The 12,924-nt window shown below is 73.6% G+C and carries 10 protein-coding genes and 1 pseudogene; 4 read left to right on the top strand and 7 right to left on the bottom strand.

Annotated elements, in window-relative coordinates:
• Positions 1–20 precede the first annotated feature (20 nt).
• A complete protein-coding gene (locus tag ABZ098_RS33165) occupies positions 21–1,232 on the top strand; it encodes a PLP-dependent transferase (protein WP_356597433.1) in 1,212 nt (403 codons plus the stop codon).
• Here ABZ098_RS33165 and ABZ098_RS33160 read toward each other — a convergent pair.
• From ABZ098_RS33160 to ABZ098_RS33150, 3 genes are all read right to left on the bottom strand, one after another.
• Positions 1,210–2,592, bottom strand: coding sequence for a GNAT family N-acetyltransferase (locus tag ABZ098_RS33160; protein ID WP_356597520.1), 1,383 nt, complete (start codon positions 2,590–2,592; stop codon positions 1,210–1,212). The genes ABZ098_RS33165 and ABZ098_RS33160 overlap by 23 nt on opposite strands.
• Before the next feature lie 203 nt (positions 2,593–2,795).
• Positions 2,796–4,382, bottom strand: coding sequence for an alkaline phosphatase D family protein (locus tag ABZ098_RS33155; protein WP_356597432.1), 1,587 nt, complete (start codon positions 4,380–4,382; stop codon positions 2,796–2,798).
• A 132-nt stretch (positions 4,383–4,514) separates the two neighbouring features.
• A complete protein-coding gene (locus tag ABZ098_RS33150; RefSeq protein ID WP_356597431.1) occupies positions 4,515–5,972 on the bottom strand; it encodes a PLP-dependent aminotransferase family protein in 1,458 nt (485 codons plus the stop codon).
• On the opposite strand from ABZ098_RS33150, the pseudogene ABZ098_RS33145 reads away from it, so the two are divergent.
• Positions 5,963–6,856 (top strand): annotated as a pseudogene (locus ABZ098_RS33145) (EamA family transporter); the annotation flags it as partial. The gene ABZ098_RS33150 and the pseudogene ABZ098_RS33145 sit on opposite strands and share 10 nt — an antisense overlap.
• A gap of 45 nt (positions 6,857–6,901) precedes the next feature.
• Here ABZ098_RS33145 and ABZ098_RS33140 read toward each other — a convergent pair.
• Positions 6,902–7,732: an alpha/beta fold hydrolase gene (locus ABZ098_RS33140; RefSeq protein ID WP_356597430.1), complete on the bottom strand. Its 831-nt coding sequence runs from the start codon at positions 7,730–7,732 to the stop codon at positions 6,902–6,904.
• A 166-nt stretch (positions 7,733–7,898) separates the two neighbouring features.
• Here ABZ098_RS33140 and ABZ098_RS33135 point away from each other — a divergent pair, with 166 nt between their 5' ends.
• Positions 7,899–8,783, top strand: coding sequence for an RNA polymerase sigma-70 factor (locus tag ABZ098_RS33135; protein WP_356597429.1), 885 nt, complete (start codon positions 7,899–7,901; stop codon positions 8,781–8,783).
• 122 nt (positions 8,784–8,905) lie between these two features.
• Positions 8,906–9,667 (top strand): GntR family transcriptional regulator, encoded by a 762-nt coding sequence (locus ABZ098_RS33130; RefSeq protein ID WP_356597428.1) that lies wholly within the window; start codon positions 8,906–8,908, stop codon positions 9,665–9,667.
• A gap of 58 nt (positions 9,668–9,725) precedes the next feature.
• On the opposite strand, the gene ABZ098_RS33125 is transcribed toward ABZ098_RS33130, so the two are convergent.
• From ABZ098_RS33125 to ABZ098_RS33115, 3 genes are all read right to left on the bottom strand, one after another.
• Positions 9,726–10,883: an ROK family transcriptional regulator gene (locus ABZ098_RS33125; protein WP_356597427.1), complete on the bottom strand. Its 1,158-nt coding sequence runs from the start codon at positions 10,881–10,883 to the stop codon at positions 9,726–9,728.
• Between the two features lie 142 nt (positions 10,884–11,025).
• A complete protein-coding gene (locus tag ABZ098_RS33120) occupies positions 11,026–11,688 on the bottom strand; it encodes a response regulator transcription factor (protein WP_356597426.1) in 663 nt (220 codons plus the stop codon).
• Between the two features lie 14 nt (positions 11,689–11,702).
• Complete coding sequence (locus ABZ098_RS33115) at positions 11,703–12,872, bottom strand: histidine kinase (RefSeq protein WP_356597425.1); 1,170 nt, start codon at positions 12,870–12,872, stop codon at positions 11,703–11,705.
• Between the last annotated feature and the right edge of the window lie 52 nt (positions 12,873–12,924).

The raw sequence follows: 12,924 nt of genomic DNA, 5'->3' as shown, positions 1-12,924 counted from the left end.
CGGTGTTCACTCTTGCGGCCATGGACTCAGCGCGCACCTCCACCGCCTCTCGTACGCCGCTCAGAGCACTGGCCACCGAGGCCGTCCACGCCGGCCGCGACGACCTCGCCCGGCAGGGACTGCACGCCCCGCCCATCGACCTGTCGACGACCTACCCCTCCTACGACAGCCGCGGCGAGGCCGCCCGTATCGACGCCTTCGCCGCGACCGGCGCCGAGCCGGACGGCCCGCCGGTGTACGGACGCCTCGGCAACCCGACGGTCGCCCGTTTCGAGACCGCCCTGGCCCGACTGGAGAACACCGAGGCCGCGGTCGCCTTCGCCAGCGGCATGGCCGCGCTCACCGCCGTCCTGCTCGTACGGGCCTCCCTGGGCCTGCGCCACGTCGTCGCCGTACGCCCCCTGTACGGCTGCAGCGACCACCTCCTGACCGCGGGGCTGCTCGGGACGGAGGTCACCTGGACCGACCCGGCGGGAGTGGCCGACGCCCTGCGCCCCGACACCGGCCTGGTCCTGGTCGAGTCCCCGGCCAACCCCACCCTCGCCGAGATCGACCTGCGGGCCCTGGCCCACTCCTGTGGTTCCGTGCCCCTCCTCGTGGACAACACCTTCGCCACGCCGGTGCTCCAACGGCCCGCGGAACAGGGCGCCCGGCTGGTGCTGCACAGCGCGACCAAGTACCTCGGCGGCCACGGGGACGTGATGGCGGGGGTGGTGGCCTGCGACGAGGAGTTCGCCGGGCACCTGCGCCAGGTCCGCTTCGCCACGGGCGGTGTCCTGCACCCCCTGGCCGGCTACCTCCTCCTGCGCGGCCTGTCGACCCTCCCGGTCCGCGTCCGCGCCGCCTCCACGACCGCCGCGGAACTCGCCCGCCGCCTCGCCGCCGATCCCCGGGTCGGCCGGGTCCACTACCCGCGCATCGGCGGCGCGATGGTCGCCTTCGAGGTCGACGGCGACCCGCACGGCCTGATCGAACGGGTGCGTCTGATCACCCCGGCGGTGAGCCTGGGCAGCGTGGACACCCTCATCCAGCACCCGGCGTCGATCAGCCACCGCATCGTGGACGCGGACGACCGGCGGGGCGCCGGGGTGAGCGACCGTCTGCTGCGCCTGTCGGTGGGCCTGGAGGACGTGGAGGACCTGTGGGCGGACCTGGACACGGCACTGGGGTGCGGGCGTGGGCCCGCACCCGCCGACCAGGCCGGGATCGCTACGGCGCCTCGGCCTTGGTGATCGCGACCGCGGCCTCCGTCTCCTCCACCGACGCACCCAGCCGCGCCGTGATCACCAGGGTCCCCTCCTCGATCTGGTAGTCGAGGGGGAGCCCCAGTCCGCGCATCGCGGCGACCATCCCGGTGTTGGACGACTGCGTCACGGCGTACACGCTCTCGCACCCGGCCTCGGCGGCCATGGCGACCAGCCGCTCCAGCAGCTCGCCGCCGATGCCCCGCCGCTGCCACGCGTCCTCGACGAGCAGCGCGACCTCGGTCTCGTCGCCGTCCCACAGCAGATGCCCGAGCCCGACGATCCGCCCCGAGGCGGTCTGCACGGCGAGCGTGCGCCCGAAACGCGGACTGAGCAGGTGGTTCAGATAGCGGTCGGCGTCGCCGACCGGCCCGTGGTACCGCATGCCCAACGTCCGCGGGGAGCACCGCTCGTGCATCGCCACCGCGGCCGCGAGGTCCCCGGTGTCGGCCCGCCGCACGGTGATGTCGTGGCCTTCCGGCAGGGTCAGCACGTCCTGGCTGCGCGGCACCCGCGGACCGAGCCGGGCGTCCAGCTCGACCAGGGCCCGGGCCCGGGCGAACTCCGTCGGCGTGAACGGCAGATACGGCCGCTCCACGGTGATCACGCCGCCCTCCGGCGCCCGCAACCGCATCACGGTGTCCTCCAACGCTCCCTCCACGGGCACCCCCTCCGGCCCGCGACCGCCTCCCACCGGCACGGCCGGCAGCGACCGGATCGTGCACCGGCCCAGCAACTGCCGCAGAGCGAGCGGCAGTTCGGCCGCGTCCAGCGCGGTACGGGTGGCGAGGCCGAGCACCCGGGTCGGGGCGTCCACCAGATCGTGCGTGTCGGCCCGCTCGATCCAGGTGTCGGCGCCGCCGGACCGCGCGACGGCCCGGGTGATCTCGGAGCCCTCCAGCGCGCCCGGGGCACGCAGCAGGAACTCGTCGACCGTGCCCTCGGCCAGCGGGTGGGTCTGGAGGCTGAGGATGTCGATCCGCTGCCCGGCGAGGACCGTGCACAGGGCGGCCAGCGAGCCCGGTTCGTCCTTCACCGTGGTGCGCATCCGCCACAGCGTGCTCTCCAGGGCCACGGGGTCCGGGTCCCGCGACGGCTGCTCGGACGGCCCGGCCTGCTTCCCCTCGGGCAGCGGCCGGGCGCCGGTATCGCCCGTCGGGGGTGCGTGGCCGTGGCGCCGTGCCCACCAGGTGTGGAATCCGGCCGTGGCGGCCAGGGCCACCGCCGAGATCACCAGCAGGGCGGTGCCGTCGGGGCCGTGCCCGATCAGGTTCGCCACCGTGTCGGCCACCGCGACGGCCGTGAACAGGGCTGCCAGTTCGATCACGTCGCGCCGCCAGTGGTGCACGGGGCGACCGTGTTTCGCACGGGTCACATCAGACATGTCTCGAGTCATGCAGCCACTGTGGAGGAACGGTGTTGCGTGATCACGAACGCATTGTGACTGATCGGTAAAGTGTGGTCCGTACGGTTTGTGACCTTTTCAACTGTTCAGGGGCCGCGCACCGGGGGATGACGCCGATGCGCGACCCGCCGTCGAGGGTACGGGAGTTACTGGCCCACCCGGCCCGGCTGGAGCACCTTCGTGAACAGCACCGTGCCGTCCTGCTCGCGCAGCCGTACGGTCAGCTCGCCGCTGTGGCCGTCGATGTCCACCTCGCCGAAGAACTGGTAGCCGCCCGCGGGGGAGACGTTCGAGGCGGTCGGCGCCTTCACGAACACCCGCTCGGGGCCGAAGGTGCCGTCGAGCGCGCTGGCCGGGAAGGCCCCCGCGTTCAGCGGACCCGACACGAACTCCCAGAACGGCTCGAAGTCGGTGAACGCGGCCCGCGAGGGCTGGTAGTGCTGGGCCGAGGTGTGGTGGACGTCGGCGGTCAGCCACACCGTGCCGGTGATCCTCCGGTGCTTGATGTACCGCAGCAACTCGGCGATCTGCAGTTCACGTCCGAGCGGGGCGCCCGGATCGCCCTGCGCCACCGCCTCGATGTTCGCCCTGCCCTCCGTGGCGTCGGGCACGACCAGGCCGAGCGGCATGTCGGAGGCGATCACCTTCCACACCGCGCGCGAGCGTGACAGCTCCCGCTTGAGCCACTCCAGCTGCTCCCGGCCGAGGATGCCCTGCGGGTCCACGGTCTGGTCGTCGGGGGAGTTGGCGTTGCGGTAGGTGCGCATGTCGAGCACGAACACGTCGAGCAGCGGGCCCTGCCGCAGCACCCGGTACACCCGGCCGTCCCGCCTGCCGGGCTGGAGCGTGGAGATCGGGAAGTACTCGCTGAACGCGCGCCGCGCCCGGCCCGCGAGCACGTCGACGCGCTTCTCGGTGTAGCGGGTGTCGGAGTCCAGGATCGTCTGGCCCGGGTACCAGTTGTTGCGCACCTCGTGGTCGTCCCACTGGATGATCGACGGCACCTGGGCGTTGAAGGCGCGGAGGTGGTGGTCGAGCAGGTTGTAGCGGAAGTTGCCGCGGAACTCGGCGAGGGTCTCGGCGACCTTGGACTTCTCCTCGGTGGTGATGTTCCGCCAGGTGCCGCCGTCGGGCAGGGCGGCGGTGGCCGAGATCGGGCCGTCGGCGTAGATGTTGTCGCCGCTGCACAGGAAGAAGTCCGGGTCGAGCCCCGCCATCGCCCGGTAGATCGTGTAGCCGCCGAAGTCGGGGTTGATGCCCCAGCCCTGCCCGGCGAGGTCACCGGACCACAGGAACCGCACCCCGTCCCGGCGCTTGGGGGACACCGTGCGGAAGGTGCCGGTGACCGGCTCGCCGGTGCGGCGCGGGTCGTCCGGGTCGACCAGCAGCACGCGGTAGTGGATCTGCTCGCCCGACGGCAGCCCGCGCAGCCGGGTCGTCCCCGTGAAGTCGGTGTCCGCGCCGAGCAGCGGGCCGTGCCATCTGCGGGGGTTGCGGAACGACTCGGTCGCGGAGGTCTCCACGATCATCCGGGCCGGACGGTCGGAACGCACCCACACCAGGCCGGAGTCGCAGGTCACGTCTCCCGTCTGCACCCCCCAGCCCGCCCCGGGGCGCCCGGACAGGGCGAAGGCGGGCGCGGCTGAAGAGACCGCGGGCAGGGTGAGGGCCGCCGACGCGGCCAGGGAGCCGCGCAGCACGCTGCGGCGGCCGGGGAACGGACGAGGGGACATGGAGGCGCCTCCAGGGACGGGATCCGGCCAGTGTGCGATGCCACAACTACTGGGGCTCCGCAGCGCACACGCGAACCGCGAGTGAACAACTGGCCGCGGGAACAAGGGAACCCGCGTGCGCCATGGCGCGGCTCAGTGGCGGGCGGCCTCGGCCATCAGTCGTACGCCGTCCCGGATCCGCGTCGGGGACAGGTGCGCGTATCCCAGGACCAACCGCACGCCGCCCCCCTCGTCGTCGGGCTCGGCACGCGCGTGTGCGTAGTCCGTCAGGGGCCGGACGGTCACACCGGCCGCGTCGAGGCGGGCGAGGAACTTCTCCTGGGGGCCGTACCGGTGCGGCAGCGCCGCGATGACATGCAGTCCGGCCGCGATCCCGGACACCTCCGTGCCGGGGAGGTGCTCGTCCAGCGCCGAGACCAGCGCGTCGCGCCGCTCCCGGTAGGCGCGCTGGCAGCGGCGCAGTTGGCGGTCGTAGTCGCCGCGCTCCACGAACCGGGCGAACAGCGCCTGGTCGATGGTGGGATGTCCGAGATCCATGGTCCGCTTGCGCTCGACGACCTCGTCGGCCAGCGCCTCCGGCACCAGCAGCCAGCCCAGGCGCAGTCCGGGAGCGAGGGACTTGCTGACCGATCCCGCGTAGGCGACACGGTCCGGGTCCAGGCCCTGGAGCGCGCCCACGGGAGCCCGGTCGTAGCGGAAGTCGCCGTCGTAGTCGTCCTCCAGCACGAAGCCGTCGACGGAGCGCGCCCAGTCGAGCAGTTCCGCCCGCCGCCGCGCGGAGTAGGCGATGCCGGTGGGGAACTGGTGGGAGGGCGTCGTGACGACGGCACGCACGCCCGCGTCACGCAGGGGTCCGACCGTGATGCCGTCCTCGTCCAGCGGTACCGGGACGGTGGTGACGCCGGCCGCCGCGTACAGGGCGTCGTGCTGCGGGCTCCCGGGATCCTCCACGCCGACCGTCGGCAACCCGCGCGCGTGGAGCGCGAATCCGAGCAGCGTCGTCGCCTGCGCCACACCGGAGACGACCACGATCCGCTCCGGATCGGCGACCACACCCCTGCGGCGTGCCAGCAGCTCGGCCAAGGCGGCACGCAGCCGGGGCAGCCCGCGCGGGTCCGGATAGCCGAGGTCCTGGTGCGGCAGCTCCGCCAGCACACCCCGGTGCGCGGTGGCCCAGGCGGTACGGGGGAACAACGACAGGTCGGGCGTCCCCGCGACGAAGTCCGCGCGGGTGCCCCGAGGGCGCGGGGCCAGGTCGCGCGGGCGTGGCCGGGCCGCCCGCACAGCACCGCCGACCCAGGTACCGGCACCCCGGCCGCTGCGCAGATAGCCCTCCGCCGTGAGCTGCTCGTACGCCTCGGTGACCAGACCGCGCGACACCCCGAGGTCGGCGGCCAGATCCCGGCTCGACGGCAGCCGCGTCCCCGGCACGAGCCGCCCGGAGCGGACCGCCTCCCGCAGCGCCGCCTGGAGGGAGCGGCCACGCGTGCGTGCCGGCGCCGAGACGGCGGGCAGGAGCAGTTCCCAGGCGGCCGAACCGACGGGGTGGTCGTGCGGCCGGTGCTCCGGATTGGTCCCCGATGACGTCATGGCACTGGACCTTAATCCGGGCCGCGCCAGTTCCTAGCGTCGTTCCCATGAACGCCACCACCACGCGCGGCTCGCTCCTCGCCGCGCTCGCCTGTGTCCTCGTCGGCGCGTCCTTCACCGCCAACAGCCTCCTCGGCGACTACCCGTACGCGGGCGGCCAGTTCCTGCGCTACGCCCTCGCCGCGCTGCTGCTGGTCCCCCTGGCCGCGAAGGGAGCCGGGGCACGGCTGCGCGCGCTCGGGCCCGGTCGGTGGACCCGTCTCGCGCTCCTCGCCGCCGTGGGCATGGTCGGCTTCAACCTCGCCGTCATCGCCGCCGAACGCACCGCGGAACCGGCCGTCCCCGGTGTGTTCGTGGGCTGCGCCCCCGTGCTGGTGGCCGTCCTCGTCCCGCTGCTGGAGGGACGCCGGCCCCGGCGCCGGGTCCTGCGGGGCGCGCTGCTCGTGGCTCTCGGCGCGTTCGCCGTGCAGGGCTGGGGCCGTACGGACGGCGCGGGCATCGCCTTCTCGGTGTGCGCGCTGGCCGGCGAGGTGGGTTTCGCGGTGCTCGCCGTGCCGGTGCTGCGGCCGCTGGGGCCACGGCTGCTGTCCGCCGTCGTCTGCGCGGTCGCCGCCGTCGAGGCCGCGGCGGCCGGACTGATCCTGGACGGCACCGCGTGGCTGCGCCGCCCCGACACCGCCGAGGCCGCCGCGCTGCTGTGGCAGGCGGCGGTGGTCACCGTCGTCGGGTTCGTGTGCTGGTACATGGGCATGCAGCGGATCGGCGCGGAGCGCGCCACGCTGTTCTCGGGTCTCATCCCGGTCGCGGCCGCCTGCACCGCGCCCCTCGTGGGCACGGGCTCCTACGGCGCCGCCCAGGTGGTGGGCAGTGCCCTGGTCGGCGCCGGAGTCGCCCTCGGATCGGGGGCGTTGAGCCGGAGGCGGAGAAAGTCAGCGGCTGCCGTCGAGGATGACCCGCGCGACCAGGGCCGGGTCGTCGTTCATCGGGCAGTGGCCGCAGCCCGGCAGCCGCACGAGCCGTGCCCGGGGGATGATCTGCTTGGCCCGCACGCCCTGCCGGCGCACCAGCAGCATGTCCCTGGTGCCCCAGGCGACCGTGACCGGCAGTCCGGGGACGTCGTCGCCGAACTGGACGGCGGTCCCGGCCCGCAGCGTCTCGTCGAACCCCGTGGCACGCGCCAGGGCGAGCGTCTCGGCGACCACGGCCTCGGCTGAACGCCGGCCGGGGCGGGCGTAGATGGTGCTCGTGAGCATCGTGCGGCCGGCCGCGCTGCGCGAGAGCCGCTCGACCAGCGGCAGCGGCAGCCGCCGGGAGATGTGCCGCATCGCGAGCAGCACCCCGAACGCGTAGCGCCGCTCGGCCTGCGACCAGAACCCCGCGGGGGACAGCGCGGTGACGGACCGCACGAGCCGTTCGCGCCCGAGTTCCAGGGCCAGCAGCCCGCCGAGGGAGTTGCCTGCCACGTGCGGGCGGTCCAGCTCCAACGCCTCGCAGAACGCCCCGAACACGGACGTGGTGGTGGCCAGGTCGTACGACAGCCCCTCGGGCAGCCCCGGCGACGCGCCGAACCCGGGCAGATCCACGGCGATCACGTCGCGCTCGGTCGCCAGGATGTCCACCACCGGATCCCAGGCCTGCCGGTGGTGACCTATGCCGTGCAGCAGGAGCAGCGGTTCACCGCGCCCCACGCGCGCGTAGGACACGGTCACGGGCTGCGGACCCTCGGGGGAGGGGACCTTGAAGGAGACGGTGGCGGACATGAGGGCTCCTTGTCGGCGGCTCAGGGGGCTGAGGCGATGACGCTCGGGACACGTCGTAGACAGCTTGTCAGCAATTGCTACTGGCGGGTAGACCCCTCCGGTCGGCAGGGCGCGCCGCACCTCATGTCGCCTGGACACGAACCGGCGTCTGCGTTGGGATGAACCCGTGGCCACCGACACCGAGACCGATGTCTTCGAAGAGCACCGTCCCGTCCTCCTGGGCGTCGCCTACCGCATGCTCGGGCGCGTCGCCGACGCCGAGGACGTGGTGCAGGAAGCCTGGCTGCGCTGGTCGGCGGCGGACCGGAGCGAGGTGCGCGAACCGCGCGCCTACCTGGTCCGCGTCACCACCCGCCTGGCGATCGACCGGCTGCGCCAGGTCAAGGCGCGCGGTGAGACCTACGTGGGCCCCTGGCTGCCCGAGCCGTACGTCACCGACTTCGGGGACACCGTGCCCGACACCGCCGAGCGGGCCGTCCTCGCCGACTCGGTCTCCCTCGCGGTCCTGGTCGTCCTGGAGTCGCTGTCCCCCCTGGAGCGGGCGGTGTTCGTCCTCAGGGAGGCCTTCGGCTACCCCTACGCCGACATCGCCGCCATGCTCGACCGCGCCGAACCCGCCGTACGGCAGCTCGCCGGGCGGGCCCGCAAGCACGTCGACGAACGACGGCCGCGCTACGACGTCGACCCGGTCCGGCGCCGTGACCTGACGGAGCGTTTCCTCGCCGCCGCGGGCGGAGGCGACCTGAAGGAACTGATGTCGCTGCTCGCCCCGGACGTCCGGCTCGTCGGGGACAGCGGCGGCAAGTCCAAGGCGCCGCTGCGGGCCCTGGAATCGGCCGACCACGTGGGGCGCTTCATCGTCGGCGTCGCCGGCAAGGACGTCACGGACATCTCCTGGCGCTTCCTGGAGCTCAACGGCGGGCCCGCGGTGCTCGTCCTGTCGGACGGAAAGCCCGACTCCGTCGTCCAGTTGGACGTCCTGGACGGCCGCATCCAGTCCATCTACATCATTCGCAACCCGGACAAGCTGCACGCCCTGTCTGCTGCCTGAGGGATCGAGGATTGGTCTTGACCAAGGGTGGGGGCCGCCCTATGGTCGCAGAGAAGTGCAACAACCTTTAATAAACAAGGGCGCTAAAAAGCCGCCGGACCACGGCGATTGCGGAGGACAGGGTGGGGACCACGCAGCTCGAAACGGTGCCGGAACCGAAGTACTGGCATCTCAAGACGGTGCTCAGCGAGGCACTGGACTCCGAATTCTCCGTGGGCGAGATCCTGCCCAACGAACGCGACCTCGCCGCCCGTTTCGGTGTCGCCCGTGCCACGCTCCGCCAGGCCCTGGAGCAGTTGGAGCTGGAAGGCAGGCTCCAGCGCCGCCGCGGTGTCGGGACGACCGTCGCCCCGCCACGCGTCGGCGTGTCCGTCGGCACCGAGCAGCACGCCTGGCCCGGTACGGCCGGCGACGACTGGCAGCCCGTCGACTGTGCCACCGCGGTACCGCCCGCGTCCGTCGCGGACACCCTCGGCACCGACCGCGAGCAGTCCGTGCACGTCGTGCGCCGCTCCCGCGTCACCCACGGCCAGCCGGTAGCGGCCGAACTGCTGTACATCCCCGAGGCGTCGGTGCCGGAGCTCTCCGCCATAGACGCCCCGTCCGGGGCGGCACGCGCGCGTGCCGTGCTGCGCGAACTGCAGCGCCTGGAGCTGGAGAGCCGGGAGAACGCCGTCGAACTCGGTTCGGCCCGCGCGGACGACGCGAAGGAACTGGACCGCCTGCCCGGCGCTCCGGTGCTCGTCGTCACCACCCGCTACCTGGCCAGCGGCCGCCCCGCCGCGGTCTCGGTGGCCACCTACCGCGCGGACACCTGCCGGCTGACCTTCGGGGACTCCGGCGCGGTGGAGATCCACGAGAGCCCGGAACGCCGGGCCTCCTGAGCGCCACGGCGGTGCCCCGGACCCGCGTCCCGGGCACCGCCGTACGGCGTCGGACCGCTCACCGCCGGGCGGTCACCGTGCCCTCGACGGCGAACAACTGCTCCTCCACATGGTCGAGGGCCAGCCGCAGCGCACCCGTCGCCACGGCCGCCTCGCCGAGGAGCGACAGGGCGACCTTCGGTGGGCGCAGACAGTAGCGGGCCAACTCCCGCCGCAGCGGCTCCAGTACGCCGTCCAGGCCGGCCGCCCAGCCGCCGACCACGACGAGTTCCGGGTCGAGGGCCAGGACCAGGGCCGCCACGTCGTGCACCAGCCGCTGGATGAAGCGGTCCACGGCCGCCCGGGCCCGCTGGTCGCCCTCCCGCGCCTGCGCGAACACCTCGGCGACGGCCTGCTCGTCGAGCGGGTGCAAGGGCTCGTCGGTGGTGGACAGCAGCGTCTCCGGGGTGACCTCCCGGCCCAGCAGGTGCAGCGCGCCGATCTCCCCGGCCGCCCCGCCGTACCCCCGGTGCAGCCGCCCGCCGATCAGCGAACCGGCCCCCGGGCTCAGCCCGGCCAGCACGAACACCACGTCGTCGGACTCGGTGGCGGAGCCCTTCCAGTGCTCGGCGACCGCGGCCGCGTTGGCGTCGTTCTCGACCAGCACCGGGCACTTGAAGGACCGGCTGAGCCGCTCGCCGAGCCGCAGCCCCGTCCACTCGGGCAGCGCCGCGCACAGCCGTATGGTGCCGTCCGCCTCCACGATGCCCGGCGAGGCGACCCCCACGGCCCACAGGGAGTCGCGCGCGACCCCGGCCCGGCGCAGCAGTTCGGCGACCGCGGTGCGCAGCCGCTCCAGGCGCTCGTCGGCGGACGCCGTCTCGGCTACGTCCTTGGCCACGGCGCCGAGCACCCGGCCGTCGAGGTCGGACAGAAGCGCGGCGACCCGGTGCGGCCCGATGTCGAGGCCCAGCAGGTGCCCGGCCTCGGCCCGGAAGCGGAAGCGCCGGGCGGGCCGCCCCTGTCGCCGGGCGACGCTGTCGTCGGCGGCCTTCTCGACCACCAGACCGGCCTCGATGAGCCCCTCGACGACCCCCTCGACGGTCGGCCGGGACAGGCCCGTCACCCGGGTGATCTCGGTCAGCGTCGCGCAGTCCGTGGCACGCAGCGCGTGCAGCACCACCGCGGAATTGATCCTTCGCAGGAGCGAGGGATCCCCGCCGGTCAGTCGCCCCAACGTCCGTCCTCCCAGCTCGTGCGCGTGTGGGGCGGATCGTACAGGCCGCGTCGCCGGGATGGTGCGGCGTGCCAGGCCCTTTTTCGGCTGCGACGCCCTCGTGGTTCCCCGCGCCCTTGGGGGGCGCGGTCCCGTTCCCCTCTCACCCCGGTGCCACGAACCCCGACTCGTACGCCGCGATCACCGCCTGGGTCCGGTCCCGCGCCCCCAGCTTCGCCAGGACGGCGCTCACGTGCGACTTCACGGTCTCGGTGCCGACGATCAACCGCGCGGCGATCTCCGCGTTGGACAGACCGCGCGCCATCAGCCGCAGCACCTCGGCCTCCCGCTCGGTCAGTTGGGCCCGTTCCAACGCGGCCCGGGCCGCCCGGTTGCCGCCGTCGTCGCCGTAGCGGGCGGCGAGCTGCCGTACCGACGCGGGGAACAGCAGCGACTCGCCCTCGGCGACCAGCCGCACCGCGTGCACGATCTCGGCCGGCCGGGCCCGCTTCAGCAGGAACCCGTCGGCACCGGCCCGCAGCGCCTCGTACACGTACTCGTCGTTCTCGAACGTCGTCACCACGAGGATCTTCGGCGGCTCCGCCACCGTCCGCAGTACCGCGCGCGTCGCCTCGATGCCGTCCAGCAGGGGCATCCGTACGTCCATGGCGACCACGTCGGGCCGCAGTTGCCGGACGAGGGGGATCACCGCCGCTCCGTCGGCCGCCTCGCCGACCACCTCGATGTCGGGCTGCGCCTCCAGCACGGCTCGCAGACCGGCGCGCACGAGGGGTTCGTCGTCGACGAGGAGAACGGTGACGGGCATCCCGTCAGCGTAGATCAGCGGAGCGGCAGCTCTGCATGCACCTGCCAGTCGCCCCGGTCGGGTCCGGTGTGCGCGTGGCCGCCGAGCAGGGCCGCCCGCTCGCGTATGCCGCGCAGCCCGCTGCCCCGCCCGGGGCCCGGTATCTCGGCCGTGAGCGGATTGCGGACCTCCAGGGCGAGGGCCTCGCCCGTGACCTCGATACGAACCCGGACCGGGACGGCCCCCGCGTGCCGCAGCACATTGGTCAGCGACTCCTGGAGGATCCGGTAGCCCTCCCGCGAGACCGGCCCGGGCAGGGTGTCCACCGGTCCGGTCAGTTCGGCGTCCACCTTCGCGCCCGACGCGCGCGCGGACTCCAGGAGCCGGTCCGCGTCCGTCAGCGTCGGACGGCTGCTGACCGGCCGATCGGACTCGCGCAGGATCCCCAGGACGCGCTCCAGGTCCTCCAGCGCGGCCCGGCCGGTCTCCTCGATGGCGTCCAGCGCACGGTCCGTGAAGGCCGGATCGCCGGCCGCCCGGGCGGCGCCCGCCTGCACGACGGCCACGGTCAGGGCGTGCCCGATGGAGTCGTGCAGCTCACGCGCGATACGGGTGCGCTCCAGGAGCTGCTCGGTGCGCTCCTCCAGGGCGGCCAGGCGCTCGGCGGGAGAGGGGCCGAGCAGCCGCAGCGCGAGCGCGGTGATCAGCCGACCCGAGCCGAACACGGTCGCGGCCAGCGCGGCCAGCGACAGGGGCGCGAGCAGGACGTGCCACCACCGGTGGCCGTCCAGGAGGATCAGCACACCCTCGTCGACGTCACGGCCGAAGGCCGACGCCACCAGGTCCACCGAGCTGAGCAGCAGCTGCACGCTGAGCATCGCCGTGGCGTTGCCGAGCAGCAGCCGCGTCTCCAGCCACAGGACGAGCCGCCACCGGTCGCTCCAGGACTGCGACGGCGCGACGACGATGTCGATGTCCTCGCTGTTGTGCCGGTGTCCGGTCAGCAGCAGCCTCGCCTGGAGCCCCTCCACGGTGCGCATCGCGGGCACCAGCCCGGCGGGCGCGAGCGTCACGGCCGCCATCGGCCAGATCCACCACGCCTCCTCGATGAACATCCACATGGCCGGCCACACGACGGCGATGAACAGATGCAGCCATCGTGTGTACGTCACCGCCCGGCCGAACGGGCGCAGCAAGTGGACCATCCGGCCATCGTGCCAGCCGCCACCGACAACGAGCCTCCCCCGCACGGGGGAG

This window comes from Streptomyces sp. NPDC006335, assembly GCF_040612795.1.
GTDB lineage: Bacteria > Actinomycetota > Actinomycetes > Streptomycetales > Streptomycetaceae > Streptomyces.
This window is presented reverse-complemented; position numbering and strand designations above follow the sequence as displayed.